We start from the raw sequence: 26,638 nt of genomic DNA on the forward strand, positions 1-26,638 counted from the left end.
GAGGGTCGATCGGCCACGTCTGTGCCTTCATCCCAGCGCGCGATCGGTCCGGTGCCGTGCGATAACGTGCCAGCAAAGCAATACGACGATATTGTTGCTGAAGGCCCCGCGATGCGCCGAGTCGGCGCGCTCCACGACGGGGTGGAACGAGGTCTCGAATGCAACAAGCTCTGAGCAGGTCGTCACTGCCGCCGGACGACATCCCGATCGCAGATCTCGCTTGGGCGCTGTCGCGCCTCGACGCCGCAGCAGAGTTGGTGGTCAATCGCGCGCACGATGAGGCGCACCACCGCCACAGTGACCACATCGGCAGCCTGCACCTGCTGCTGGCGCTGATGACCGACGACGATCCTGTCGTGCGCGCTCTGCGATCCCGGGGGATCGATGGTCAGACGATCTCCGTCGGCGCCGAGCACGCTCTGGGGCCGCGGCAGGAGCCGCGCTTCGTCCACCTCATGTACGGCCCCAACGCCAAGGCCATCATCTTTCACGCCGCTCGCCGAGCGCAGAACAGCTCGGGCGCTGACGCCTCCCCCCTGCACTTGTGGTGGGCGCTCAGCCGAAGCCCTCATTCACGCGCGGGAGCACTTCTGTTCAGCCTGAACCAGCTCGACTACGTGCAGCGGCGAACGCAGTAGTCCCGCTTGGATTCGCTACCTCCTGCATTCCGCTTCTCGGGCTCGTCGAAGGTGGACAATGGCGACATGTCCGCCGCAGTCTGGATCGTCATCGGGGTGATCGCCGTCGGCACCGTCGCGGCGGGTTTGGTGCGGATGCGGGCATGGCTACAGAAGCCGGTTCCGCCGGAGGTCATCGAAGCCGCCCACCGCGACGACGACAAAGACGACACCTGAGTCGTTGGCCCAGGTGAGCGCCGGCTCTCCCCCGCTTCGGGCGGACCGTTCACTCTGCGCCGACGTCGCAATGCTGCAAGAGTTGGCGAATGTCGGGTCTACGCGCCATCTCCGCGGTTTGCGGTCGGCGTCTATGCGCTGCAGTTGCCGCCGGCTCTGCAGTCCTGCACGCGATGATGGTGGTCCACGCCGGCAGCCCTGCAACAGCCGTGCTGATCGTCGCCATGGCGGCGGCGTGCCTGTTCTGCGCCTACGAGATGTGGCGAGCGTGCGGACCGCGGACGTGGGCGGTGGTGGCAGTCATGAATCTGGCCATGATCGCTGTGCACTGGTCCATGCCCGCCCACCATCACGGCACCCCAGTTCCGTTTCCCGACCAGCCGATGCCCGCGCTCATGGGGCTGGCGACGGCGGTGTCCCTGACTGAGGCGGTGATCGCCGCCTCGGTGCTCTACGCGGTCACGCGACGACGGGACCTGTCGGTCCAGAACGTCGAGTCGGGTTCGAGTGCGGGGCACCCGTGGAAAACGGGTCGACGTGAGGATCCGCGTCAGGTGCAATGACTGCATGAGCGACGCCACGTCGGACCGGAGGTTCCTCAGTCGGCGGTTGATGTTGCGCGAGTTCGTCGACACCGACGAGGCATCGGTACACGCCTATGCCTCAGACCCGATCGTCACCACGTTCATGGAGTGGGGTCCCAACAGCGTCGAGGACACCCGTGCTTTCCTCCGGGCGGCGATCGACCATGCCGCGTCACCGGTTCGCGCCGACTACGACCTCGCGATCACTGACGTGAGATCGGGCGCGGTTCTCGGCGGAGCGGCGCTGTCGGTGACCAACACGGAACATCGGCGCGGTGAGATCGGCTATGTGCTCCATCGCGACCACTGGTCGCAGGGATTGGCCACCGAGACCGCAGTGATGCTGCTGCGGTTCGGTTTCGACGAGCTCGGGCTCAGAAGGATCAGCGCGACGTGCCACCCGGAAAACCGCGCCTCTGCTCGGGTCCTGCAGAAGGCCGGCCTGGTCTTCGAAGGCCGCATGCGGAGTCACATGCTGGTTCGAGGACATTGGCGAGACTCTCTGCTCTACGCGATTGTCAGAGACGATCTGCTCAGCGATCGATGAGCGTCGCCTCGAACGCCACCCGGTCGCCGCGGTAGAGCGCCCGCACGACTTCGATCGGCCGGCCGTCGGTGTCCACCGAACGGCGGTTGAGGAGCAACATCGGCATCGCCGTCGTGGACTCCAGTAATCCTGCCTCCCGCGGCGAAGGCAGCACCGTCTCGATGCGCTCGGTCGCCTCGCCGAACACCACGCCGTGCTCCCGAATTGCCGCGTAGAGAGATGTTGTCGGGTCGAAATCCTTTGACAAGTAGGCGAATCGATGGAGCGGCAAGTAGCTGCTCTCCAGGCCGATCCGCGCGCCGTCGGCGAGCAGCACTCGCTCGAGATGCATGACCCGCGCTGTCGGTGCGACGTCGAGCGCGGTGGTGATCTCGGCGTCGACGGTGACGTTCTCCCATCTGACCAGCAGACGCCCGGGGACGCGGCCCATCCTCTGCGCGCCCTCGGTGTAGGACTTCAGCGAGAGCGGCTGGACGAGCTTGGGCCGCGAGACCACCGTGCCGCGACCACGTCGCTCGATGCGGCCTTCGACCAGGAGTTCGTGCACGGCTTGGCGCACCGTGTCGCGGGCAACGCCGAACCGCAGCGCCAGTTCGCGTTCCGGCGGGAAGGCGTCGCCTTCGCGCAGGCCGGCAAGGATCTCGTCGAGGCCGGTGCGCACCACGTACGGTTTCGGCATGCTCATCGCGCCAACCGCCGCGCGATCGCCAAGACAGTGTCCAACGACGCGGCCTCTGCGCCGGGGACCTTTGCCGCGTCGTCGAATCGTCTGAGCCGCAACGCATCCGCATGCCACGGGTGGGCGGCGAACGCGGGGTCGACAGCAGCGCCGCCCTGCTCGCTCAACGAGTCCTGGGACACAGGACTCAGCGCCGCGGCGTAGTCGGCGTCGATCGCCGCGAGATGGCGCTTGGCGGCCACGTGGGCACCAGCGAGCCAGGCCACCCGCTCGCCGAAACGTGGCCGCAGCCAACGGCTCGCCAGCTGTGAGTGATCAGCGACGCCAGGCCCGCCCAGCAGCGGACTGTGGCCGATGTCGTGCAACGCCGCAGCGAGAAGGAGCTCGTCGTCTGCATCGTCGTCTCGTGCCCGGGCGGCGCACTGCAGAGCGTGGTCCCATTCGTCGACGTCGGCCTCGTCCCACACTCCCCGAAGAGACTCCAGGACGTCGGCCACCTCCGCAGTCACGAGCTCGGATCGATGCTGTGTCACACCCAGACCATACCCTAGATTGGTCTATACCAATTGTTCACCTTCTGTTCCCACCCCCTCTATCGCGGGGCTGCGGTGGCGACGCCAACGAAAGGTTGTCTCGATGTCCATGCGGGTCACGATCATCGGCGGAGGCGTCCTCGGGACGTCTCACGCCTGGCACGCAGTCCACCGCGGACATGAGGTCGTGCACCTCGAACGCGAGGCAGAAGCGCGCGGGGCAACGGTGCGCAATTTCGGGCTCGTGTGGGTCTCGGGCCGATCGCCCGCCGAACTCGATGCCAGCCTGCGTTCGCGTCAGCTGTGGCAGGAGATCGGAGCGCAGGTGCCCGAGGTCGGGTTCCGTCCCTGCGGGTCGTTGACTCTCCTGCGAACCGACGCCGAAGTGGCGGTGGCCGAGGAGGTCAGCGCCCGTCCCGACGCGCTGCAGCGCGGCTTCTGGTTGCTCGACGCAGACGAGGCGCGCGCGGTGAACCCGGCGCTGCGCGGCAAGTTCCTTGCCGCCCTGCACTGTGAGCGCGACGCCGCGGTGGAATCCCGCCAGGCACTCCCCGCGCTGCGCGAGCGTCTTCGGGCCACCGGTCGCTACACCTTCCACGCGGGTACCGAGGCCCGCGCCGTCACCGGCACCCGCACGGTCGACGATCGAGGCGGTGTGCACGATGCCGATGTCGTCATCGTGTGTGCCGGCGCTGCCCACGGTGGCCTTGCGCGCGAGCTCGTCGGGGAGATGCCTGTGCGCCGGGTGCGCCTGCAGATGATGCAGACCGCTCCCCTCGACGAGCCGCTGACCACCGCCATCGCCGACGGTGACAGCTTCCGCTACTACCCCGGATTCGCCGGACGTGCGCTGGACACGCTGCGGCGCAGCGAGAGTCAGGACCCAGTCGCCGCCGGGCACCACATGCAGTTGCTCTGCGTACAGCGCCTGCACGGCGGCCTCACCATCGGCGACACCCACGCCTACTCCGAACCGTTTCCTTTCGACGTCGACGAGGCGCCGTATGCCTATCTCGTCGGAGTCGTCGAAGAGCTCCTGGGTCGTCGACTACCGCCGGTGCGCCGCAGATGGGCGGGCGTCTACAGCCAGTGCCTCGATCCCGGTCAGCTCGTCCATCGGTCGCGCGCCGGCGACAACGTGTGGGTGGTGACGGGACCGGGTGGTCGAGGGATGACGCTCGGCCCCGTGATCGGCGAACAGACCGCAGATGAGATCGGATTGTGATGACAGACAACGCTATTCAACTCGCCGTCATCGACATGGCGGGTACCACCGTTGCGGACGACGGCCTCGTGATCGAGGCGTTCGAGTCGGCCGCCGATGCCGGCGGTCTACCGCCCGAGGGGCCACAGCGTGAGCATGCGCGGCAGTACGTGCTCGACACGATGGGTCAGTCGAAGATCACGGTGTTCCGGGCTCTGTTCGACGACGAGACCGCGGCGCAGCGCGCCAACACGGCGTTCGAGCAGGCCTATGCGTCACTCATCGCGGCCGGGCGTGCCGAGCCGATCCCCGGTGCCGCCGACGCTCTCGGCCGACTTCGGGATGGCGGCATCCGTGTCGCGCTCACCACGGGGTTCTCCCCCGACACCCAGGCAGCGCTGCTCGAGGCCCTGGGGTGGCGGGACATCGCCGATCTCGTCCTCGCCCCCGGTGACGGCGTCCGTGGCCGACCGTTTCCCGATCTCATCCTCACGGCGTTGATCCGCACCGGCGCCGACAGCGTACAGGCGGTCGCTGCTCTGGGCGACACCGCGAACGATGTCGAAAGTGCCTTGCGTGCCGGCTGTTCCATTGCCGCCGGAACGCTCACCGGTGCTCACGACGAACCTCGCCTCGCCGCGGCAGGCGCCACCCATGTCGTCGCCACCGTCTCCGATTTCGCCGACCTCCTCTTGAAAGGCTGACCCATGACACTGCGTACCGCGGCAGCGGCCCTGCTCGCTGTCACTCTCGCGCTGTTCACCGCGGCCTGCGGCGGCACGGGATCCTCTGGATCGGGCGGCGGCACGACGCTGACGGTCTACAGTGCCGACGGACTGGGAGGGTGGTACGACGGCACGTTCAAGGCCTTCACCGACCAGACCGGCATCAACGTCAACGTCGTCGAGGCGGGCTCCGGCGAGGTGGTGTCGCGCGTGGAGAAGGAGCAGTCCAACCCGCAGGCCGACCTCCTCGTCACGCTGCCGCCGTTCATCCAGCGGGCCGATGCCTCGAAGCTGTTGCAGCCCAGCGGCATCGACACGGCGGGTATCGCACCGGACCAGGTAGGGCGGCAGGCCACGTACGTGCCGATCGTCGACAACGCTCTGAGCTTCATCGTCAACCCGGACGCGAATCCCAAGCCGGCCACCTGGGACGACCTGCTTCGCCCCGAGTTCAAGGGCAAGCTGCAGTACTCCACTCCCGGCCAAGCCGGTGACGGCACCGCGGTGCTGGTGCTGCTGCAGCACCTCCGGGGCAAGCAGGCCGCCCTCGACTACCTCAAAGCCCTGCAGGCCAACAATGTCGGACCCTCCTCGTCGACGGGCAAACTGCAGCCGAAGGTCAGCAACGGTGAGCTGATGGTGGCCAACGGCGATGTGCAGATGAACCTCGCCTCCATCAAGGACGACAAATCGCGATTCGAGATCTTCATCCCGGCCGATGCGACGGGGCGGCGGACGACGGTGTCATTGCCCTACGTCGCGGGGGTCACCGCGGGGGCGCCGCACGCCGAGGACGCCAAGAAGCTGTTGGCCTTCCTGATCTCCGACGACATCCAGAAGACAGTGCCGGCGGACGCCCTGGGCATGCCGGTGCTCGACGCGCTCAAGACCTCGGGCGACGCCGGACCGGGCACCCCCGCCGGCGTCCTGCACGGGGTCGACGTGTGGGTGCCGGACTGGAACGCTGTGCTGGCCGACCTCGACGCCGACGTCACTGCCTACCAGAAGGCGACGGGCAGCTGACATGGCGCAGACCCGGCTGGGTCCTCTCCGGCGACGCACACAGACGCCGAGGCCGGACGCCGCGACGCCGGCGATCGTGTTCGATCGCGTGGGGGTGACCTACGGCCGCGGCCGCAAGACCACCACCGCCCTGGTCGATTTCTCGCTGCGGGTGGCCGGCGGCGAGACGATCGCCCTGCTCGGACCCAGCGGGTCGGGCAAGTCGACTGCGTTGGGAGCACTTGCCGGTTTCGTGCGGCCGACATCGGGCTCGGTCCGGCTGGCCGGTCGCGATGTCACCGACCTCCCGCCGGCGCGCCGCGGCATCGGCGTCGTGCTGCAGTCGTACGCGCTGTTCCCCCACATGACAGTCACCGACAATGTCGCCTTCGGACTGCGGGCCCAGCGGACGGCGCGCCGAGAGGTGGCACCGAGGGTGGCCGAGGTCCTCGAGATGGTCGGCATGGAGGGCTTCGGATCGCGGCTGCCCCGGGAACTCTCGGGGGGACAGCAGCAGCGCGTGGCGATCGCGCGGGCGCTGGCGATCCGACCGGCCGTGCTCCTGCTCGACGAGCCGCTGGCCGCGCTCGACGCGTCGCTGCGCCAGTCGATGCTCACCGAACTCCAGCGCCTGAAAGAGGCGCTGCCCGAGACGGCCATGCTCTACGTCACCCACGATCAGTCCGAGGCGCTCGCGCTGGCGGACCGCATCGTGGTGATGAACAAGGCGCGGCTCGTCGACGTCGACACCGCCGAAAACCTGTGGAAGCGTCCGCCCAGTAGCTTCACCGCAGCCTTCCTCGGTGGTGCAAACCTGTTGCCCTGCAGCGTCGGACGCGTCAGCGGCACGTCGGCTCTGGTCAGCCTCGGTGCGCGCACCGTCAACGCCGAAGCCCCTCATCCCGAGATCGGCCAGCCCGACTGGGCGCCGGGTTCGCCCGCCCTGCTGTGTGTTCGGCCGCACGCGCTTCAGGTGGTCTCTGCCCGCGAACGCAACGCGCTGACCGCGACGGTGTCGGCCGCGGTGTGGCGCGGTGCGGTCACGCGCCTGGTGGTGGTGCTGGACTCGCTTCCCGATGTCACGGTGCAGGTGGACGTGCCGGGCCACACACCCTTCGAACAGGGCAGTGTCGTCGGAGTGCGGCTGCCGGAGCCCGCCGGTGTGCTGGTCACCTCGGGACAAGCCGCGTGACAAGGGTTCTCGACGAACAGCTTCTCGACGAACGCGGCATTGAGGCCCCATCTGGGCCGCTGTCCCGCGCCTGGCTGTGGCTCCTGCCGCCGCTGACGGTGGTGCTGGTGATCGCCTGCTACCCGCTGATGCGGGTGTTCTCCGAGTCCCTGCGCGGATCGTGGAGCGAAGTGCTCGGTTCGCGGCTGTTCCGAGATGCATTGTGGCGCACCGTCAGTATCGCGACCGCGTCGACGGCCGGATGCCTCGTGCTCGGTCTTTTCCTCGCGGTGGTGCTCGCCTTCGTTCCCTTTCCCGGCTCGGCGCTGGTGGGCCGCCTGATCGACACGGTGCTTGCTCTTCCGTCGTTCCTCATCACGCTTGCGTTCACATTCCTCTACGGCACGGCCGGTGCTGTGAACGCCGCGGCGTCTGCGATCACGGGCGACACGGCCGAGCCGTTGCTCGACTTCCTGTACACACCAGCGGGTGTGATCGCCGCGGAGATCACCTTCTTCACGCCCTTCGTGGTCCGGCCCCTCTTGGCGGCGTTCTCGCTCATCCCCCGCGCTCAACTCGATGTGGCTGCAAGCCTGGGGGCCTCGCCCTGGAGAGTGTTGCGATCGGTCGTGCTGCCCGAGGCCTGGCCCGGGCTCGCCGCCGGGGGCAGCCTCGTTCTGCTGTTGACGCTCAACGAATTCGGCATCGTACTGTTCACCGGCGCCAAGGGGGTCATCACGCTCCCTGTGCTCGTGTACACCCGTGGAATCGTGACATTCGATCTGCCTGGCGCTGCTGTCATCGCGTCGGTGCAGGTGATGGTGTCGCTGGCGCTGTACGCGCTCTACCGCACCGTGTTCGCTCGACTGACGGCACGAAGGGGGGACGGCGATGTTGCTGTGGAGTGCACGCGGTAGACGCCTGACGATCGCGCTGTTCGGGCTGGTGGTCGCCGTGGTGTTCGTCCTGCCGCTCGGAACGGTCGTGGTCGCAGGCCTGGCGGGGTCGTGGACCGGCCCGCTGCCGTCGGACCTGGGATTCGCGCGGTACGGCACGGCGCTGTCCGGCGAGGACCTTGCGAGCCTGTCGGTGAGCCTGCAGACAGCGCTCGCCGCGGGCGCCCTCGCCGTGATGGCCGGAACCTGGGCGGCGCTGGCCGCGCAGGACGTGCCGCCATGGCTGCGACGGATCACCGACGCGGTGTTCCACCTGCCCATCGCCGTACCGTCGGTCGCGATCGGACTCGGCGTGTTGATCGCCTTCAACGACAAGCCTTTATTGCTCGGCGGAACGAAATGGATCGTCGTTCTCGCGCACACGGTGCTGGTTCTCGCATTCGCCTTCAGTGCCGTGTCCGCGGCACTCGACCGTCTCGACCCCGCCTACCGGCAGGCGGCGGAATCACTCGGCGCGAGTCCGGCGCGCATTCTGCTGCGGGTGACGCTCCCTCTTCTGCTACCGGCACTCGGTGCGGCGTCAGGACTCGCGGTGGCCCTGTCGATGGGTGAACTCGGCGCCACGGTGATGGTCTATCCCGCAACGTGGAAGACGTTGCCGGTGACCATTTTCGGGTTGACCGACCGTGGACAGGTCTTCCAGGCGGCGGCCAGTACGACGCTGCTGCTGGCCGTCACACTCGTGACCCTCGTGGTACTCGGCCGCATCCGGGGCCGGGCATCGCTGCGCTGAGCAACGGGTGCGCACCCGTGGTGGAGGGCCCGCGGAAATGTCAGGTGTTGTCGGCGGGCCACGGCTGCGGGCGGCCGAGAAGATAACCCTGGCCGTGCGAGACGCCCAATTTCACCAGTGCGTCGAGTTGGTTGTCGTTCTCGATGGCCTCGGCAATGGTTTGTGCGTCGATCTCGTGGGCGAGTTGCACGATCGCTGTGGTCAGCACCCGACGAGCCCTGTCCTTGTGGACGTCGGCGGTGAACTGAGCATCGATCTTGATGATGTCGGGACGTAGCCGCAGAATCTGGAGCAGGGTCGAGTAGCCCGCGCCGACGTCATCGATGGCGAGGACGATTCCACTGTTGCGCAGCGGCGCCAACGCAACGAGCGCGTCGTCGGGGAACTTCTCGTGTTCGGTGAGCTCGACGATCACCGGGCGTCCGGCGGAGAGCAGGAGATCCTGGGCCTCAGGAGAGGCAGCCGCGAACGGGCTGAGGTTGACAGCGACCGGAAGGTCGCGACGGATTGCCTCACTGAATTCGAGAATTGTTGCCAGGGCGTGGATCTCGAGATCGATGCCGCGGCCTGACCGGCGCGCGGAAGTGAACCATTCCTCGACGTTGCGTTCCGGTGCTCCGGGGAATCGACTGAGAGCCTCCACACCGACGGTTTCGCGCGTCTTCAGATCGACGATGGGTTGGAACACCGGCACGAGCGCGCCCGGCGTGAAGAGGTCGTCAAGTCGATGGGCGGTGGCGTCGTCATCGATCTTGTCGGGATAGAGCAGTTTGGCCACGAACCCTTCCGTGCTCGTGACGGATCGGCTGTCTGTCTGACCGGTGCGGTGCTGTGCGTACAGATCGTCGAAGAGGCCTACGAGATCGGTCTGTGTGTTGATCAACGTTCCGACGAAGTTGCTCAGCGATGTGATGGCAGCGATTGCCGCATCGTCGAACGCGTTGTGTTCGCGCGCCACGACGGACACTGCCCCGATCGGTTCACCGTCGCGCAGCAACGGTGTCGCGATCCACGAGCGGATGTCGAGTGCCGCGCTGAGAGCTTTTGTCCTCAGCGGTACGCGGGGGTCTGCGCCGATGTCGTGGACGATCTGGGCGCAGCGCGTGTCCATGGCAAGCTGTTGAAAGGCTTCCGAGCGCGGAATCGATTGGCCCAGTACGCTCGACACCGCACCGTGCGCGGCGACGATGAGAAGCTGGTTGTCGTTGGCCGGGTCGCGGAGCGTGATTCCAGCACCCGAGGCCGCCGGCGTGTACAGGCACATCTGCTCCGCCGCGCGACGCACCAACGAGACGGGATCCAAAGACGCAGCCAAGGTCTCGACCAGCCTCTGCACCTCGTCTCCCCTGTCTCCCGGCTGACCCGACCCAGTAGCACGGGGTCAAGGACAAGACCCCGCGCAAGATCACGATCATAGGACACAGGCGGCTGCCGTTGGTGTCGTAAACGCTCGCCAATTCGTCGGTTACAGAGAGGCAATATCTGACGACCGTGTGACAGGTCGGAGCTGCCAGTGGTGGGTCAATCCGACGGCGGCTCGTACACCTGGAGATCGTTGCCTTCGGAGTCTTTGAAGGAAGCGATCCGACCCCAGGGATGGTCGCTGATGTCGCCGACGAAGGACACACCTTCGGCTTTCAAGCGAGCGACCTCATCCTCGATACCGCCGTCCGGTTGGAACGTCAGCAGCGCGCCGCCGCCGCCGTCCGCACCCGACGACTCCCGAGCATTGAGGCCGATCATCAACCCGTTGGCATCCAACTCGGACCACTGGTCGGTCTCCTTCTTCACCTCGAGACCGAGTGTGTCGCCGTAGAAGCTCAATGCCCGCTTCATGTCTTTGACCGGTAACCACACCGTTGCCACGCCTGACGCCATGTCCTGCACCTCCATTGGTTGTCATCTGTCCCACATGCGATACCCGGTGATGGCGCTGTGAGTCCTGGATACTTGTGACGTCTCGGCTCATCAGCGCCGTCGGAGCTCAGACCGTGACGTCACGGCTCCACACCCGGTGCTCGCCGAGGCTCTCGATCAGTGAGGTGGCGAGCGCGGAGGCCTCAGATCCGCTCAGTACCCCCGCGGCGCCGTCGGCCACACCGGTCCGCGTCAGCAGTTCGGTGCCCTGCGGCAGTACTGCGATCCCCTTGAAGTGCCGGAACACCTCATCGACGAGGATCTTGGCCTGCACGGTGCCGGGTGACCCGGCGATCACCAGGGCATCGAATTCGATCGAGCGCGCGGTCGCATACGTGCGAGAAATCGGTAGGCTGCCGCCTTCGTGGGAGAGCGTGCCGCCGTGCGGCGCGACCACCAGCGGTACCAGCTTCGCTGCTCCGAGCGCGTCGACCACAGTCGAGACGTCTCCGAGGTCGGAGTCCGGACCGACGAGGACGCCGATGTTGCGGCCCTCCACCGGCCACTGCCGGCCCACCTGACTCACCGCCCGGCTCAGCACCGTCGGTTCGGTGGGCGGCACGGCGGGTGCGGGTGGCTCCACGCCGAGCCCTGCGGCGACCGTCGCGCACAGCTCGGTGTCGATGTTCGCCAGCACCGCCACCTGTCGTTCCTTGATCGCCTGCTCGTAGCACTTGCCCAGTTCGAACGTGTACGCGTCGGCTACGTGGGCCTGCTCGACGGGAGTCAGGCTGCGGTAGAACATCGTCACCTGGCTGAAGTGATCATCGTAGGACGCCGGAGCCGCACGAACTTTCGTCGATTCGGTCACCACGGCCGGCGCCTCGATGAATGCGCCGGCATCTGCACCGGCGAAGAACGGACATCCGCCGTCGAGTGAATTCGGTTGGTAGGGAGCGACACCCGGATGCACACCGTGTTGATGGAAGCCGTCTCGCAGCATGTCGTTGACAGGTGCATGCGGCCGATTGATCGGGATCTGACCGAAGTTCGGTCCACCCAGTCGGCTGAGTTGTGTGTCCAGATACGAGAACAGTCTCGCCTGCAGCAGCGGATCGTCGGTGACGTCGATCCCGGGAACGAGGTGTCCCGGATGGAAGGCCACCTGTTCGGTCTCGGCAAAGTAGTTGGTGGGATTGCGATTGAGTTCCATGGTGCCGATCACCTGAACCGGCGCCAGTTCCTCGGGCACCAGCTTGGTGGGGTCGAGCAAGTCGATGCCTTCGAACATCTGATCCGGGGCATCCGGCATGACCTGCACACCGAGGTCCCACTCGGGGTAAGCGCCTTTCTCGATGGCATCGGCGAGGTCGCGGCGGTGCAGATCGGGATCCATCCCGGCCGCGATCTGCGCCTCCTCCCACACCAGGGAGTGCACGCCGAGACGTGGCTTCCAATGGAACTTCACCAGCGACGTGGAACCGTCTGGACCCGTGAGCCGGAAGGTGTGCACGCCGAAGCCCTCCATCATGCGGTAGGACCGCGGGATGCCCCGGTCGGACATGTTCCACATGGTGTGCGCCTGAGCTTCGGTGTGCAGGGACACGAAGTCCCAGAACGTGTCGTGCGCGCTCTGAGCCTGCGGTATCTCCCGATCGGGGTGCGGCTTGGCGGCGTGCACGACGTCGGGGAACTTGATGCCGTCCTGGATGAAGAACACCGGGATGTTGTTGCCGACGAGATCGAACGTGCCCTCGTCGGTGTAGAACTTCGTCGCGAAGCCGCGGGTGTCGCGCACGGTGTCCGCTGATCCGCGAGACCCCAGAACTGTCGAGAAGCGCACGAACACATCAGTTTTCGCGCCCGACTTCAGGAAGCCCGCGGTGCTGATCTTCTCCGCGGCGCCGTTGGCGTGGAACACACCGTGGGCGGCCGCGCCACGGGCATGGACCGCGCGCTCCGGGATTCGCTCGTGATCGAAGTGGGTGATCTTCTCCCGCAGGTGATGATCCTGCAGGAGCGTGGGCCCCCGCCGTCCGGCCTTCAGGGAATGATCGGTGTCGTACAGGCGCGCACCCTGGGCGGTGGTCAGGTACTCCCCCTGCTGTCCGCGGGCAGTCTGACCTCCACCGACGGCAGTGCCTGTCGCGGTGCGGAGCTCGGGTCCGCCTTGGTCCGGCTTCGGCGGCAGCGGCTCGCGCGCAGACGTCGGCTCCTCGAAGGGGGCCGGTTCCGGCCCCGGTGCGCCGGGGATGTAGCTCGGACTGTGCTGTTGCATCCGTTCGGCGACTTCTACGACTTTGTCTTTCGCGTCCTTGACGACGCTCTTGATGGTTTCCTTGGCTCCGCGGTCTGCGGCCATTGCGCCCCCTCTGTCGTGGGCGGGCACCACTGCGTGGGCCCACTCGGGTCGACCGCCCGGCTTCCCGCTGCGATACCGGCTAAACGCCGGGTCGCTGATCTAGCGGTGAAGATCCACTACGAGTTCGGGGCTTTGTCTCGAACGAATCTGAAAGGGGGAGTCCGACCGTGGCCGTCACCGAATCCGTCACCGCCACCCGAGCTCTGGCGCGACATGGGTGAGCACGCTGTCGATCACGTGCGCGTTGTAATCGACGCCGAGCTGATTGGGGATCGTCAGCAGTAGCGTGTCGGCCGCGGCGACAGCTTCGTCCTCGGCGAGTGCGGCGATGAGCTTGTCCGGCTCGCCCGCGTAGGTTTTCCCGAACCGGGCTTTGCCTCCGTCGAGGAACCCGACCTCGTCGGTGCTGTTGCGGCTGTGCCAGAACAGTTGCTTGTCCAGATCATTGACGATCGGAAAGACGCTGCGGCTCACAGAGACACGCGGTTCGCGCTCGTGGCCCGCCGCGCGCCACGCGTCCCGGAAACGCTGAATCTGCTCGGCCTGCAGCTGATGGAAGGGCACGCCCGTGTCTTCGGTCAGCAGGGTGGAGCTCATCAGGTTCATCCCCTGCTGGGCCGTCCACTCCGCGGTGGCTCGAGTACCTGCACCCCACCAGATCCGCTCGCGCAGCCCTGGCGAGTGGGGCTCGACTCTCAGCAGACCGGGCGGGTTCGGGAACATCGGGCGGGGACTGGGCTGCGCGAAACCCTCCCCCCTCAGCACGTCGAGGAACACCCGCGTGTGTTCTCGCGCCATCGCTGCACCGTCGGGGTCGCCGTCGCCGGGTTGGTAGCCGAAGTAGCGATAGCCGTCGATCACCTGCTCGGGCGATCCGCGGCTGATGCCGAGCTGGAGTCTGCCGCCGGAGATCAGGTCGGCAGCACCCGCGTCCTCGGCCATGTAGAGCGGATTCTCGTATCGCATGTCGATGATGCCGGTGCCGAGTTCGATGCGATCGGTGCGGGCGCCCGCTGCGGCCAGCAGCGGGAACGGCGAGCCGAGCTGCCTCGCGAAGTGGTGGACCCGAAAGAACGCACCGTCGGCACCCACCTCCTCGGCGGCCACGGCGAGTTCGACCGACTGCAGCAGCGCGTCTGCCGCGGAGCGCACCTTCGAGTGCGGGCTGTCTGACCAGTGCCCGAAGGACAGGAAACCGATCTTTTTCACAGCCCCCTCAACCACCTGAAGACGGACCGAATTCCCCGGCGGTGTCTCGCCACGTCGAGCTCGATCACCGGAGCCGGCGGGTGCGCCACCGAGAAAGATCCGCATCGAGTATCGCGGGGTCTCGTTCGGGAAAAATTTCGTGGGTGATCTCCACATGCCGGATGCGGTCGAGGTGGAAACCACGGATGCCGTTGCGGAGCCGACACCATCCGACGAACACCCAGGCATCACCACCGCGCAGCAGTCCCATCGCCTCGACGTCCCGCCGGGTCCGAGTACATCCGTCTTCGGCGACGTACTCCAGCCGCACCACCCGGCGGGCGGCGATCGCTTCGGGAACGAGCGCGATCGCCGCCACCGTCGGAGCTTCGGCATCGATGACGAACATCGATGCCAGCGCTTCGTCGACCGGGGCCAACTGGTCTTCCCCGCTGACCGCGAGAACCTTGGCCCGAGCGCGCCGCGCCGCTGCTCCGTAAGGCGACGTCTCGAGTAGGGCGAGACCCGCGAGCACGGCCAACGACTCCGCGGCCGTCAGGTTCAGCGGGGGTAGGGAGTGTTCGCGAAGGATCGAGTACCCGCCCGCCACCCCGCGATCGGCGTAGATCGGGACGCCCGCCAGCTGAAGCGATTGGATGTCACGCTCGATCGTGCGCTTGGACACGGCGAATTCCTCGGCGAGCCGTGCGGCAGAGAGCGGCCGGCGCGCACCCCGCATGAGGTCGACCAGTGCGTACAACCGTTCGGCCCGCCGCATGCCTCGAGTCTCCCCCGGCCTCAGGCGCGGTGCGGCCGTGTTCCGCCCACCGACCACACCTCGCGGATCAAGCCGTCGTGCGTGAAGTCGAAGACATCCACTCCTCCGGCACTGATGTCTCCGTCTCGTACATCCCACAGCAACCGCCCGTGCGACCCGTCCACGGCCCGACTCACTTCAGTGAAGACCACATCGGGATGGCGCTCGCGGTACGCATCGAGGAATCGAGCGAAGCTGTGGGCGCCGAGGACGCCGTCGCCCGGATTGGAGCCGTCCGTCTCGGAGTTGAGGAAGTGAATTCGGAAATCGCCGCTGCAGATTCGACCGGCGATCTCGCCGCCGCTGTTCCACATCGTCAGCCACACTGCGAGCGCCCCGTCCGCGGCTGCCCTGTTCGTCGTCATCGTTTCTGCGTTCTCGGTCATGTGAACAGTGTTGGACAGCGCTGCGACAACGGTGTGTCGGCATTTCACCAGGTTTGTCGGTTCGGGCGTGAGCGCTACCGTCGTGTGCGTGGGTGTCGACCGCATGACCGTGGTGGTGCAATCGCGGAATCCGCTGCCGCTGGGCGAGTTCTGGGCACACCTGCTGGAATGCGATCTCAGCGCCGACACGGATGACTGCGTGGTGGAGGTTTCCGACCGCGCTGTCCTGCTGTTCCTCCGGTCGACTGTGGCGCACCACGAGTCCCCTCGGCAGCACCTGGACGTGGCCTCGGCATCACCGACGCACCAGGCCGAACTGGTCGAGCGTGCACTGGCCCTCGGCGCCCGGCATGTCGACATCGGTCAGGGTGACGTGCCGTGGCGTGTGATGGCTGACCCCGACGGCAACGCGTTCTGCATCCTCGAACCGCGCGAGGACTATCTCGGCTGCGGTCCTCTCGCGGCGGTCGTCACGCACACCAGGGATCCGCTGGCCGTCGGCCGGTTCTGGGCTGCGCTGGTCGACGCACCAGCGATCGGAAGCCATCCCGAGTTCACGTCCGTGCGATACAGCCCGGCCGGGCCGGCGTTGGAGTTCGTCCGACACCCGAACCCCCCGAACGGCCCAGGGCGGCTCCATCTGCGATTGGCCGTCACGGGTCCACTCACTGAACCGTCGCCCGGCGCCGATGCCGCGGACCCGTGTCCCGTCTGTGGGGAGTCGTCCGTGGTCGCGACCGATCCGGAACGAAACCAGCTGTGCGAGTCCGGCTATCTGCCCGAAAAGCGGTAGACGACGGCGCATTCGGCTGGTTAGCGTGCCGCATGGGGATCGATGCGGAGATGTTCAGCCAGCGGTGGGTCGATGCGTGGAACGCCCACGACGTGGACGCAGTCCTCGACCATTTCGATGACGCCGTGGTGTTCACCTCACCGGTCGCCGCGCAGGTGCTTCCGGCGACCGGTGGCCGGGTCGAAGGCAAGGCGGCACTCCGCGATTACTGGGTTCGGGCGCTGAGTCTGCGGCCCGATCTGCATTTCACCGTCGAGGCCGTCTACGAAGGGGTCGACGTCATCGTCATCAATTACCGAAACCAGCGCGGCGGACTCGTCAACGAAGTCCTGCGCTTCGCGGGCGACCTCGTCGTCGAAGGGCACGGGACGTACCTCGTGTGATGGCGCCTCTCTCGGGATCAGCGCTGTTCGTTGGCGTCTCCCGGGTGGGGGACGTTGTCGTCGTCGACATAGGCGGTGTGCTCGGTGTCGACGCCGTCGTGATCGCGCGGGCCGTCATTCGTACCGTCTGAGTCGACCGCGTCGGCAGCGTCGCTGGGCATCGTCATGTCGTGGGGTCCTCTCGTGGTACGGCACCGTGTCAGTGCCGGTTCGCCGCGAGAGTGCCCCGTCTGGGCGATGCTGAACCCGCGACGCCGTTCGGGTCGGAATAAACCCGGCACCTCACGAATTGGCTGAAGAGTCGCCCCTCCCCCGACTCAGGAGCAGCCATGACCCGTCCCGTCCGTGTAGCCGTGCAGATCCAGCCCGGCGGTACGCCCGACTACCGCAGCTGGCGCGATGCCGTGGTCGCCGCCGACGATCTCGGTGTCGACGTGATCTTCGGTTACGACCACTTCCACCGCCCGGTGATGGACGCCCTGGTCGACGGCAAACCCGTGCTGGCCGAGGTGCAGCCCGATGTCGCCAACTTCGAAGGATGGACCGCGCTCGCGTCGTGGGGCGAGATCACCTCGCACGCCGATATCGGTCTACTCGTCACCGGCGTCGGCTACCGCAACCCGGACCTGCTCGCCGACATGGCACGCACCGTCGATCACATCAGCGGCGGTCGGCTCATCCTCGGACTCGGCGCCGGATGGTACGAAAAGGATTACACCACTTACGGGTACGACTTCGGCACCTTCGGATCCCGCTTCGACCTCTTCGACGAGAGCCTGATCCGCATCGAAAACCGGCTGGCCGCACTGATTCCGCCGCCGGTGCGCGAGCTGCCGATCCTCATCGGTGGCACCGGACCCAAACGCTCTCTCCCTGCCGTCGCCCGCCATGCCGACATCTGGCACGCGTTCGCCGAACTCGACACATTCCGCCGGCTCAGCGATCGGGTGGACGAGCTGGCTGCGACATACGGCCGCAGCGGAGCGGACATCGAACGCTCGACGCTCTGGCAGAACAGGCGCACGGCCGACAGCTTCCGCGAGGCCGGCGTCACGCTGTTCCAGACCGAACTCACTGCTGACGACGGATACGACCTCGCTGCTCTCAAGGATGTCCTCGCCTGGCGCGACGACGAGTGATGCGTGTATTGACACTCCCTGCGACACTTCGCTGATACGTTGGCTGCAGCCAAAAATGGCTGCTGGCAACGGGGAGGACACCAGTGATGCGCTCTAGCCACGAGAAATGCGGACCTCGCTAGGCTCCGACGTTGCAAAACCTCGTCGCCGCGATCAACGCGTCCATCGATCCTTCAGCGCTGATGCAGAGGATCGCCGAGCAGATGTGCCTGCTCACGCCGAAAGCCGACGGAGCGGCAGTCAGTCTGTTGACGCCCGAGGACAAGTTCGTTGTCGTTTCCGCCCACGGTCTGGTCGAACCGCTGCTGGGGCTGACTCTGCCCCGGGAGGGCACGTTCCAGGGGCGGGCCATCGCCACCGGGCGTCCGCAGATCAGTCTCGACCCGCTGGCTGATGCCGAGCTGACCGACGAGGTCCGCGTCATCGGTGCGCGCCTCGGCATCGGATCCCTGGTCGTGATCCCGCTCCTGCACCGTGGCAACGGGATCGGGGCACTGAGTCTCACAGCTGCAGATACGTCCAGGTTCACCGAGCGCGACATCGCCGCGATGGAGGCAACCGCACGGTTCATCTCGGCTCTGATCGGGTCACACACCGAACTCGCGTCGATGCTGGACGACTTCCTCGGCGATCCTCACCACGAGGGTCGCGATCTGGCCGCGCAGTTCCTGGCGTCTGTCCTGCTTCCCGACATGGCCCGTGAGGATGCGCTCCATCAGCGCGTGAACGATCTGCTGGCAGCGCCGTCACCGCTGAGGGCCGTCTATCAGCCGATCGTGGAGCTGGGCTCGGAATCGGTCGTGGGCTTCGAAGGGTTGTGCCGGTTCCCCAGCGGTGCAGAACGATCGCCCGCCTACTGGTTCGACGTCGCCCGTCGCCTCGGGCGCGGTGTGCCCCTCGAGTTGGCCGCCCTGTCCACGGTGCTCGCGGGGGTCGGAACTGTCCCTCCCGACTGCTTTCTCGCCGTGAACGCCAGTCCCTCGACGGCGATGGACGCACGTCTGCACGATGCGTTGCTGGCTGCGGATACGCCCCTGGTGCTGGAGATCACCGAGTACGAGCCTTTTCCCGATGGGCTGGCTGACGCTCTGAAACCTCTGCGGGACAGCGGTATTCGACTTGCTATCGACGACGCCGGAGCGGGATACGCGAGCTTCAAGCAGATCCTGCAGCTGAGGCCAGACGTGATCAAGATCGATGGATCGCTCACGTCGGACATCGATCGCGATCCGGCCAAACGTGCCCTTGTGATTGCCATTGTCCGGCTCTGCGCAGAGACGGGAGCCATCACGATCGCCGAGGCCATCGAGAGACGTGACGAGCAGGCCACCTTGTCGGAGCTCGGCGTGCAGTGGGGACAGGGGTATCTCTTCGGCCGGCCGGGGGCGCGTCACCCCGACGCGTCGTAGATCAAGGTCGGGGCGCCGACCACCCCTTTACAATCACCCGTGATGACGAACCGTCTTCCGCTGACCCCACCCGGGCAGACACCGCGCCGCGTGATGACGATCGCGGGTTCGGACTCCGGTGGCAGCGCCGGCCTGCAGGCCGACATGCGTACGTTCGCGATGCTCGGTGTGCACGGCTGCGCTGCGGTGACGGCTGTGACGGTACAGAACTCTTTGGGCGTCAAAGCTTTTCACGAGATACCCGTGGAGGTGGTCGCCGCGCAGATCAGCGCGGTGGCCTCCGACATCGGGATCGAAGCGGCCAAGACCGGCATGCTCGCCTCCACTGCGATCATCCAGGCGATCGTCGCCACCTGGTCGGCCGACAAGCTCACCGACACAGTCCCTTTCGTGGTCGATCCGGTGTGTGCCTCCAATGCGGGCGAGCCGTTGCTGCACCCCAGTGCGCTCGATGCCATGCGCGACGACTTGATTCCGTTGGCCACGCTGGTCACGCCGAACCTCGACGAAGTACGCCTCTTGGTGGGCATCGATGTCGTGGACGCCGACACCCAGCGCGACGCGGCCCGGGCGTTGCACGCGCTGGGACCGCAGTGGGCGCTGGTCAAAGGAGGCCACCTACGCACGTCTCGCGTCAGCTCGGACCTCCTCTTCGACGGTTCGGAATTCCACGAGTTCGCTGCGGCCCGCGTGGACACCCGGGATGACCACGGTGCCGGCGACACCCTGGGTGCGGCGATCACGGCGGCGTTGGCGCACGGCCAGTCGGTTCCCGACGCGGTGGCGTTCGGCAAGATGTGGGTGACCGAGTGCATCCGCGAGGCCTATCCCCTCGGTCACGGACTCGGTCCCGTCAACGGCATGGCCAGCCTGTATCGCTGACGCAAACTTCTCGGTGTTTGCTGAGTGTGCTCTCAGTGCGGTCTCAGATGCCGTGGGCAGGGTGGCATCAACCGACTTCTTGATGCCAACCTTCGAAGGGAACACCACCGATGGCGACCCCGCCCCCACCTGCCCCGCCCCATCATTATTGGGCGCGCGGAAGCTGGCCCGCCCCCCACAACCCGCAGCCGGGCAGCGCGGCACCGTGGCCGCAACCGCCTGCGCCGGGTGGGCCGCACATGCCACGCCGCAACCGGCAGTCACGCACCCCGCGTGGTCTGGTGCTCGCGGGCGCTGCGGCCGTCGCCATCGCCGGCGGCGGCATCGGCGCCGCAGCCGCGGTAGCCGTGACCGACCACCAGCCGTCGGCAGCCACGACACCGGCAGCGGCATCCGCCCAGGCCGTGAAACCCGCTGCCAACGCTGCGCCCGGTTCGGTGGAGGCCGTCGCCGCCAAGGTGATGCCCAGCGTCGTGAAACTGCAGATCGCCGCAGGTCAAGGTATGGCCGAAGGATCGGGCATCGTGCTCAGCCCGGACGGGTTGATCCTGACCAACAACCACGTCGTGGCGCCTATGGCCCAAGGCGGTGCGGGTGCACAGCCCGCGGCCTTCGACAGCGGTGACTCGTCGGCGACGGTCACGTTCTCCGACGGACGCAGCGTGCCGTTCAGCGTCGTCGGCACTGATCCCACCGGTGACCTGGCCGTCGTGCGCGCCGAGGGTGTCACCGGCCTCACGCCGATCACCATCGGCTCCTCGAAGGACGTCAAGATCGGCCAGGAGGTCGTCGCCATCGGATCTCCACTCGGCCTCCAAGGAACGGTCACAAAGGGCATTGTCAGCGCACTGAATCGACCGGTGGCCGCTGGTGACGGCGAAGGCAGCGCCCCCGTCGTCCTCGATGCGCTGCAGACCGATGCCGCCATCAATCCCGGCAACTCGGGTGGACCGCTGGTGGACATGAACGGAGATCTCATCGGCGTGAACTCGGCGGGCGCCAGCATGGGTTCCGGATCCGGCGGCGGGTCGATCGGCCTCGGCTTCGCGATCCCGTCCGACCAGGCCAAGCGCATCGCCGACGAGTTGATCTCCTCCGGCACCGCCAGCCACGGGTCGCTCGGGGTGCAGCTGGGCGACGCGTCCGGTGACGGCGCGGACACCGGTGGTGCGGCAATCGCGCAGGTGGCCGCCGGAAGTCCCGCCGCTGCCGCCGGCCTGTCCAGCGGAGCGGTGATCACGAGGATCAACGACCAGATCATCGACGGACCTGAGGCCCTGGCGGCGGCCGTGCGCTCCAAGGCGCCGGGTGATCAGGTGTCTGTCACCTACCGCGACGACTCCGGGGCGACCCGGACCGCGCAGGTCACGTTGGGTAGTGCCTGAGATCAGGCGCCGGGGTCGATGATCGTGATGCCGGCCGGCGACGCCGTGTCGACGGCCGGCAGAGCTTCCGCGGCCTCCTCGAGGCTGATCGTTCGTTCGATCAGATCCTGCGGTCGCAGCTCGCCGCGGTCGATCATCGCCACCATCGGTGGGTAGTCCGCGGCCGCCATTCCGTGGCTGCCCGACACGGAGAGCTCCCACGCGATCACCCGATCCATGGGTAGGCGTGGATGCCCGCCGACCGGAGGCAGCAAGCCCACCTGCACGTGACGACCCCGCCGGCGAAGGCTGAGGATGGACAACGCGCACGCCGACTCGTGCCCCACCGCGTCCACTCCGACATGACTTCCGCCGCCGGTGATCTCGTGGATCTGTGCTGCTGTCTCGGCGCCGGCGATGGCGGTGTGGTCAGCGCCGAGAGCTTCGGCGGCGGCCAGTGCGCCCGCGGTGCGGTCCACCGCGATCACGTTGGCGCCCAACGCTTTACCTATCATCACTGCGCTCAAACCGACGCCGCCGGCTCCGACGACGGTCAACCACTGTCCGCGCTCGAGTCCACCCACCGCCGTGAGAGCACGGTACGCCGTGGCGAATCGACAGCCGAGTCCCGCGGCGGCCGCGAAGTCGACAGAGTCGGGAAGCCCCACGAGGTTGGTGTCGGCGGCGGGCAGCGCGACGTATTCGGCGAACGATCCCCAGTAGGTGAACCCCGGCTGCTCCTGCCGGGGACAGACCTGGGCGTTCCCGGATCGACACCACGTACAGACACCGCACCCGCAGACAAACGGCACGGTCACCCGGTCGCCCACCCGCCACGAGCGGACCTCTTCACCGACCGCCTCGACGACTCCTGCCAACTCGTGGCCTGGAACGTGCGGCAACGCGAGCGTTTCGTGACCCGCCCATGCGTGCCAATCGCTACGGCACAGCCCGGTGGCCTGCACCGCCACGACGACGCCGTCCGGCCGTGGGCTCGGATCGGGAACAGTTCGGACAGTGAGGGGGCCGCCGATACTGTCCATCACCAGTGCGCGCATCAGCTCAGTCTGACGCGGGCAGGCCGACGAATCAGGACGAGGTTTCGGCCGCCAGCCGAGACAGCGTGTCGGCCAACTGATCCTCGGTCACCAACGGGAACTTGACCTTCTTCAGCAGATCCTTGTCGGTGACCTTGGACCAGTCATAGGTGTGACGGACCAGTGTCGCGTTGGGGCCCTGAGCGTCGATCTCCCACAACCATTCCCAGCCCGGAGGCTCGGTGCCGGCGGGAGCGGTCTGCCATGCCAGCAACTTGTCCTTGACGTACCCGGTGACGTGATTGTCGGTCTTGTACTCGCCACCCATGTGATCGCCGGCCATGTTCATCGTGAACACATCACCGACCTTCTGGATGCGGTCGGCATGGTGGACACTCCGGACGAATCCCGACCCATCGAGGGCTGGATGCCGATTCGGATTGGACAGGACATCGAAGACAGCGTCGGCGGATGCGTCGATGGTCCGTTCCACTGTCACCTTGTTGTCGTCGCTCATGCCTTCCTCATTGCCCAGACCCACCACGTCCTCAAACCTGCGGGACGGTAGCGTGGCACGAATGCTTCTGCGCCGTCTGCCGTCCTCATTCGCCGTCGCCGTCTGTGTCGGCTCGACCCTGGCCCTGACCGCCTGCGGGTCCTCCGAGGCGCAGGCAGCGGCATGCCCGACAGCCGCGCCGAGCAGCGCGACCGCTGCCGAATGGACGCTCCCCGGCGCCACCGGCAGCGTCGCCGTCACCGGCTCCACCGACACCGCGGCGCCGCTCGTCACCGTCACGCCACCGTTCACGGTCACCGAAACCCAGGTGCACACGCTGCAGGCCGGGTCGGGCGCCGTCGTCGGCGACGACGCAACAGTGTCGGTCTGCTACCAGGGTGTCAACGGACGCGACGGGTCGGTGTTCGACAGCAGTTACCAGCGTGGCACTCCGGTCGACTTCCCGCTGGGCGGCGTGGTGCCCGGTTTCCAGAAGGCGATCGCCGGTCAACATGTCGGCTCCACGGTGGCGGTCGCGATGACGTCGGCCGATGGCTATCCCAACGGCCAGCCCGCCGCAGGCATCCTGCCCGGCGATTCCCTGGTCTTCGCGATCAAGATCCTCGACGCCACCGCCTGAGCGGGCCATCCTGGCGATCCGGGCCCACCCGCACCCGGATTCGCACCCGGTCGCCGTCGTCGACGCCCTCGGCACGACGCAGCGCTACTTTCAGCGGAACCAGGTAGACGTCGGCCTCGAACTCCGACTCCACAGGCGTCAGCTCAATTCCGTGAAGGTCTCGCCGAGGCGACCAACATCGCCAGCCCGCGCTCGAACGCCCGGGTCGCGATCGGGTCCGCGGCGTCGTGGTCGTCCAACGTCGCGTAGGCGGCGGTGAAGCGCGGGAACCGCTCCTCCTGCCCGGTCGGGTCGAACATCACGGCGGGTCCCGACATGTCGAGCACGCTGCCGAGGATGAACGACTCGAACGCCGTCAGCAGCGGCAGGACCTCGTCGGTCGGCCACCCGGCGGCCTCGGCCGCGACGGCGAAATCCTCGTACTCGGCGAGCAGCACCGGCGCCGATGCTCGGGTCGTCATCAGCAGCGGAATAGCGCGAGAGTGGCGCGCGAAAGCACGGCGGTACGAACGCGCCCACTCGGCGAGGCCCTCCTCCCAGGAGCGTTCGCGGAGCGGCCGCGAATCGATGCGCTCCGACACCAGGGCTCGGACGTCTTCAATCATGGCGGCGCGGTCCGGGACGTGGTTGTAGAGCGACGTCGGGTTGACGTTCAGCTTCTGCGCCACCCGTCGCATGCTGGCGCCGTCGACGCCATGACGATCGATGAGCGCCAGCGCGGTGCGGGCGATCAGATCCCTGTGGAGGAGCGGACGAGGTGGTCGAGCGATGGCGTTCTCCTCTCGGGCTCGGGAACGCGAATCCTTCCCGAGCATAAACCGACAGTGTATGTTTTACCGCGTGTCGGTCGAATGCACAGGCTCCAGTACATGACATCCGGTGATTTCACGGTCGTCGATGCCGACCTCGCTGCCGTGCGCGGCGCTCTGGACAGCGGCGCCGTGACGAGCGTCGAGCTCGTCGCCCGCTACCTCAACAGGATCGGGCACTACGACCGCTCCGGAATCCTGCTCAATGCGGTTCCGGTACTCAATCCGGCGGCGTTCGACGAGGCGCATGCCTCGGACCGGCGCCGGGCGCGCGGAGAGTCCCTCGGACCAATGGACGGAATACCGTTCACGGCAAAGGCCAGCTTCAAGGTTCGCGGCTTGCCGGTGACCGCCGGTTCACCGGCATTCGCCGATCTCGTCGCCGATGACGACGCGTTCGCGGTCGGCCGACTGCGCTCGGCGGGGGCCGTCTGCCTCGGGCTGACGAACATGCCGCCGATGGCTGCCGGTGGCATGCAACGAGGGCTCTACGGTCGCGCCGAGAGTCCCTACTGCGCAGACTATTTGACGTCTGCCTTCGGTTCGGGATCGTCGAACGGCTCGGGAACGGCCACCGCGGCGAGCTTCGGCGCCTTCGGCCTCGCCGAGGAGACCTGGTCATCAGGCCGTGCCCCCGCGTCGAACAATGCGCTCGTCGCCTACACCCCGTCGCGGGGTGTGATCTCCATCCGCGGCAACTGGCCACTGGTCCCGACGATGGATGTCGTCGTCCCCCACACCCGTTCGGTGGACGATCTGCTCCATCTCCTCGACGTCATCGTCGACGACGATCCGGTGCGCGACGGGGACCTCTGGCGGATGCAGGAATGGGTCGAGATTCCTGCCGCCTCGGCCGTGCGACCACCGTCGTTCACCGACCTCGCACCGCTGCCCCTGGAGGGCTTACGCCTGGCGGTGCCGCGGCTCTACATCAACGGCGATCCCGACAGCGCCTTCCCGATCCGCACCCGCGACTCGGTGATGACGTTGTGGCGGGCCATGCGCGACGATCTGACCGCCGCAGGCGCCCACGTCATCGAGACCGACTTCCCAGTCGTGGAGAACTACGAAGGGCTGCATCCGGATTCGCGCACGATGGTCGAACGCGGTGTGGTCCCCGCCGAGTTCCTCGACCGTGAGGTGTGGGATCTGTCGATGTGGGCGTTCGATGCCTTCCTCCGGTCGGTGGCCGATTCGGGGCCCGACGATCTCGCATCCGTGGACGGGTCGCTCATCTTCCCCGCACCGACGGGGGCCCTGCCGGACCAGTACGGATTCTTCCCGTTCGACATCGCCTACGACCTCGCGGAGTACGTCGACCGGGCGCGCGCCGGCATCGTGCCCTTCGACCGAATCCCCTCGGTGGAAGCGGGAATGCGGGGTTTGGAAGAGACCCGGCGCACAGACTTCGAGAAGTGGTTGTCCGACAACGGCTTCGACGCCGTCATCTTCCCTGCGGCTGCAGACGTCGGTCCAGCCGATGCAGACGTCGACGCCGCCTCGGCCGAGGTCGCCTGGCGCAACGGTGTCTGGGTGTCCAACGGCAACCTGGTCCCCCGCCACCTCGGCATTCCCACGGTCACCGTGCCGATGGGCACGATGGACGACACCGGCATGCCGGTCGGCCTGACGCTCGCGGGGCCCGCGTATTCGGACACGACGCTGCTGCGACTGGCCCGCGCCGTCGAGGGCCTTCGGCCGCGGCGCACTCCCCCGCTGCGCACCCCCGCGCTGCCCGGGGAGGCCGTGTTCGACACGTCGTGCCACCCGGCCGACGGCGACATGGGCATCCACGTATCGCAGGTAGCGACCCTTCCCGGCGACGACGGCCGCACCACGCTCACCTTCCGGGTGGACGTCGATGGCGAATTCCCTGCGGAGACCACTGCTTTCGTCGATGGTGAGCGGGTGGCCCTCGACGAGATGACGGGTTCGTGTGTGCTGCCCGCCGGGCGCCATGACCGCGCGCACAGCGAATGGCGCCCGCCCTACGGGCCGCTGATCGTCGTCGTCGCCCGCCGCGAGGACGGAGCTGTCGCGGGTGCGATGGCGACCACCGTAGGCTCACCGCTCTGACCCCCATCGTCG

30 protein-coding genes are annotated in these 26,638 nt (G+C 67.2%); 18 read left to right on the plus strand and 12 right to left on the minus strand.

Going from position 1 to position 26,638, the window contains the following annotated elements:
• The first annotated feature begins 158 nt into the window (after nt 1–158).
• The 4 genes from PGN37_RS06615 (at nt 159) to PGN37_RS06630 (ending at nt 1,985) form a co-directional block, all read left to right on the plus strand.
• Complete coding sequence (locus PGN37_RS06615) at nt 159–638, plus strand: Clp protease N-terminal domain-containing protein (protein ID WP_335330228.1); 480 nt, start codon at nt 159–161, stop codon at nt 636–638.
• Nucleotides 639–704: 66 nt separating this feature from the next.
• A complete protein-coding gene (locus PGN37_RS06620) occupies nt 705–854 on the plus strand; it encodes a hypothetical protein (protein WP_335330229.1) in 150 nt (49 codons plus the stop codon).
• A 173-nt stretch (nt 855–1,027) separates the two neighbouring features.
• Complete coding sequence (locus tag PGN37_RS06625; RefSeq protein ID WP_335330230.1) at nt 1,028–1,417, plus strand: hypothetical protein; 390 nt, start codon at nt 1,028–1,030, stop codon at nt 1,415–1,417.
• Nucleotides 1,418–1,421: 4 nt separating this feature from the next.
• Entirely contained in the window at nt 1,422–1,985 is a 564-nt protein-coding gene (locus PGN37_RS06630; RefSeq protein WP_335330231.1) for a GNAT family N-acetyltransferase, read from the plus strand.
• On the opposite strand, the gene PGN37_RS06635 is transcribed toward PGN37_RS06630, so the two are convergent.
• On the minus strand, nt 1,972–2,670 hold the full coding sequence (locus PGN37_RS06635; RefSeq protein WP_335330232.1) for a GntR family transcriptional regulator: 699 nt from the start codon (nt 2,668–2,670) through the stop codon (nt 1,972–1,974). The genes PGN37_RS06630 and PGN37_RS06635 overlap by 14 nt on opposite strands.
• On the minus strand, nt 2,667–3,197 hold the full coding sequence (locus tag PGN37_RS06640) for an HD family phosphohydrolase (RefSeq protein ID WP_335330233.1): 531 nt from the start codon (nt 3,195–3,197) through the stop codon (nt 2,667–2,669). The genes PGN37_RS06635 and PGN37_RS06640 overlap by 4 nt, the downstream gene beginning before the upstream one ends.
• Nucleotides 3,198–3,306: 109 nt before the next feature.
• Here PGN37_RS06640 and PGN37_RS06645 point away from each other — a divergent pair, with 109 nt between their 5' ends.
• Genes PGN37_RS06645 through PGN37_RS06670 form a run of 6 tightly spaced genes read left to right on the plus strand, consistent with a single transcriptional unit; the run spans nt 3,307 to nt 8,988 of the window.
• Entirely contained in the window at nt 3,307–4,422 is a 1,116-nt protein-coding gene (locus PGN37_RS06645) for a TIGR03364 family FAD-dependent oxidoreductase (protein WP_335330333.1), read from the plus strand.
• Nucleotides 4,422–5,105, plus strand: a complete 684-nt coding sequence (locus PGN37_RS06650; protein ID WP_335330234.1) for a phosphonatase-like hydrolase — start codon at nt 4,422–4,424, stop codon at nt 5,103–5,105. The genes PGN37_RS06645 and PGN37_RS06650 overlap by 1 nt, the downstream gene beginning before the upstream one ends.
• Nucleotides 5,106–5,108: 3 nt before the next feature.
• Nucleotides 5,109–6,149 (plus strand): 2-aminoethylphosphonate ABC transporter substrate-binding protein, encoded by a 1,041-nt coding sequence (locus tag PGN37_RS06655; protein ID WP_335330235.1) that lies wholly within the window; start codon nt 5,109–5,111, stop codon nt 6,147–6,149.
• A 1-nt stretch (nt 6,150) separates the two neighbouring features.
• Entirely contained in the window at nt 6,151–7,320 is a 1,170-nt protein-coding gene (locus PGN37_RS06660) for an ABC transporter ATP-binding protein (protein ID WP_335330236.1), read from the plus strand.
• Between the two features lie 38 nt (nt 7,321–7,358).
• On the plus strand, nt 7,359–8,216 hold the full coding sequence (locus PGN37_RS06665; RefSeq protein WP_335330334.1) for a 2-aminoethylphosphonate ABC transporter permease subunit: 858 nt from the start codon (nt 7,359–7,361) through the stop codon (nt 8,214–8,216).
• Nucleotides 8,191–8,988, plus strand: coding sequence for an ABC transporter permease (locus PGN37_RS06670; RefSeq protein WP_335330237.1), 798 nt, complete (start codon nt 8,191–8,193; stop codon nt 8,986–8,988). Before PGN37_RS06665 ends, PGN37_RS06670 begins: the two co-directional genes overlap by 26 nt.
• Before the next feature lie 40 nt (nt 8,989–9,028).
• Here the strand turns inward: PGN37_RS06670 and PGN37_RS06675 are convergent, their stop codons facing one another.
• From PGN37_RS06675 to PGN37_RS06700, 6 genes are all read right to left on the minus strand, one after another.
• The gene (locus PGN37_RS06675; protein WP_335330238.1) at nt 9,029–10,324 is read right to left on the minus strand and encodes a sensor domain-containing phosphodiesterase; all 1,296 of its coding nucleotides are present in this window, start codon (nt 10,322–10,324) and stop codon (nt 9,029–9,031) included.
• A gap of 185 nt (nt 10,325–10,509) precedes the next feature.
• On the minus strand, nt 10,510–10,866 hold the full coding sequence (locus PGN37_RS06680) for a VOC family protein (RefSeq protein WP_335330239.1): 357 nt from the start codon (nt 10,864–10,866) through the stop codon (nt 10,510–10,512).
• Nucleotides 10,867–10,972: 106 nt separating this feature from the next.
• The gene (locus PGN37_RS06685) at nt 10,973–13,207 is read right to left on the minus strand and encodes a catalase (protein WP_442932863.1); all 2,235 of its coding nucleotides are present in this window, start codon (nt 13,205–13,207) and stop codon (nt 10,973–10,975) included.
• Nucleotides 13,208–13,393: 186 nt separating this feature from the next.
• A complete protein-coding gene (locus PGN37_RS06690; RefSeq protein ID WP_335330240.1) occupies nt 13,394–14,416 on the minus strand; it encodes an LLM class flavin-dependent oxidoreductase in 1,023 nt (340 codons plus the stop codon).
• Between the two features lie 64 nt (nt 14,417–14,480).
• Entirely contained in the window at nt 14,481–15,173 is a 693-nt protein-coding gene (locus PGN37_RS06695; protein ID WP_335330241.1) for a helix-turn-helix transcriptional regulator, read from the minus strand.
• A 20-nt stretch (nt 15,174–15,193) separates the two neighbouring features.
• Nucleotides 15,194–15,598, minus strand: a complete 405-nt coding sequence (locus PGN37_RS06700; protein ID WP_335330242.1) for a nuclear transport factor 2 family protein — start codon at nt 15,596–15,598, stop codon at nt 15,194–15,196.
• An 88-nt stretch (nt 15,599–15,686) separates the two neighbouring features.
• On the opposite strand from PGN37_RS06700, the gene PGN37_RS06705 reads away from it, so the two are divergent.
• Complete coding sequence (locus PGN37_RS06705; protein ID WP_335330243.1) at nt 15,687–16,391, plus strand: VOC family protein; 705 nt, start codon at nt 15,687–15,689, stop codon at nt 16,389–16,391.
• Between the two features lie 32 nt (nt 16,392–16,423).
• Entirely contained in the window at nt 16,424–16,774 is a 351-nt protein-coding gene (locus PGN37_RS06710) for a nuclear transport factor 2 family protein (RefSeq protein ID WP_335330244.1), read from the plus strand.
• Nucleotides 16,775–16,791: 17 nt separating this feature from the next.
• On the opposite strand, the gene PGN37_RS06715 is transcribed toward PGN37_RS06710, so the two are convergent.
• Nucleotides 16,792–16,941: a hypothetical protein gene (locus PGN37_RS06715; protein ID WP_335330245.1), complete on the minus strand. Its 150-nt coding sequence runs from the start codon at nt 16,939–16,941 to the stop codon at nt 16,792–16,794.
• 162 nt (nt 16,942–17,103) lie between these two features.
• On the opposite strand from PGN37_RS06715, the gene PGN37_RS06720 reads away from it, so the two are divergent.
• The 4 genes from PGN37_RS06720 to PGN37_RS06735 all read left to right on the plus strand — a co-directional run bounded on the left by PGN37_RS06720 (nt 17,104) and on the right by PGN37_RS06735 (nt 21,589).
• Entirely contained in the window at nt 17,104–17,913 is an 810-nt protein-coding gene (locus PGN37_RS06720) for an LLM class F420-dependent oxidoreductase (RefSeq protein ID WP_335330246.1), read from the plus strand.
• Between the two features lie 131 nt (nt 17,914–18,044).
• Complete coding sequence (locus PGN37_RS06725) at nt 18,045–19,322, plus strand: sensor domain-containing phosphodiesterase (protein WP_335330247.1); 1,278 nt, start codon at nt 18,045–18,047, stop codon at nt 19,320–19,322.
• 42 nt (nt 19,323–19,364) lie between these two features.
• On the plus strand, nt 19,365–20,204 hold the full coding sequence (thiD, locus tag PGN37_RS06730; protein WP_335330248.1) for a bifunctional hydroxymethylpyrimidine kinase/phosphomethylpyrimidine kinase: 840 nt from the start codon (nt 19,365–19,367) through the stop codon (nt 20,202–20,204).
• A 110-nt stretch (nt 20,205–20,314) separates the two neighbouring features.
• Nucleotides 20,315–21,589, plus strand: a complete 1,275-nt coding sequence (locus PGN37_RS06735) for a S1C family serine protease (protein ID WP_442932864.1) — start codon at nt 20,315–20,317, stop codon at nt 21,587–21,589.
• Nucleotides 21,590–21,591: 2 nt separating this feature from the next.
• Here PGN37_RS06735 and PGN37_RS06740 read toward each other — a convergent pair whose 3' ends face one another.
• Both PGN37_RS06740 and PGN37_RS06745 read right to left on the minus strand, forming a co-directional pair.
• Nucleotides 21,592–22,626 (minus strand): zinc-dependent alcohol dehydrogenase family protein, encoded by a 1,035-nt coding sequence (locus tag PGN37_RS06740; protein WP_335330250.1) that lies wholly within the window; start codon nt 22,624–22,626, stop codon nt 21,592–21,594.
• Between the two features lie 31 nt (nt 22,627–22,657).
• Nucleotides 22,658–23,122, minus strand: a complete 465-nt coding sequence (locus PGN37_RS06745; RefSeq protein WP_335330251.1) for an SRPBCC family protein — start codon at nt 23,120–23,122, stop codon at nt 22,658–22,660.
• 61 nt (nt 23,123–23,183) lie between these two features.
• Between PGN37_RS06745 and PGN37_RS06750 the strand changes: the two genes are divergently transcribed.
• A complete protein-coding gene (locus PGN37_RS06750; protein WP_335330252.1) occupies nt 23,184–23,741 on the plus strand; it encodes an FKBP-type peptidyl-prolyl cis-trans isomerase in 558 nt (185 codons plus the stop codon).
• A gap of 143 nt (nt 23,742–23,884) precedes the next feature.
• Here the strand turns inward: PGN37_RS06750 and PGN37_RS06755 are convergent, their stop codons facing one another.
• Nucleotides 23,885–24,556 (minus strand): TetR/AcrR family transcriptional regulator C-terminal domain-containing protein, encoded by a 672-nt coding sequence (locus PGN37_RS06755; protein WP_335330253.1) that lies wholly within the window; start codon nt 24,554–24,556, stop codon nt 23,885–23,887.
• Nucleotides 24,557–24,610: 54 nt separating this feature from the next.
• On the opposite strand from PGN37_RS06755, the gene PGN37_RS06760 reads away from it, so the two are divergent.
• Nucleotides 24,611–26,626, plus strand: a complete 2,016-nt coding sequence (locus tag PGN37_RS06760; protein ID WP_335330254.1) for an amidase — start codon at nt 24,611–24,613, stop codon at nt 26,624–26,626.
• Nucleotides 26,627–26,638 lie beyond the last annotated feature (12 nt).

The sequence above is a fragment of the Mycobacterium kyogaense genome, from assembly GCF_036946525.1.
GTDB lineage: Bacteria > Actinomycetota > Actinomycetes > Mycobacteriales > Mycobacteriaceae > Mycobacterium > Mycobacterium kyogaense_A.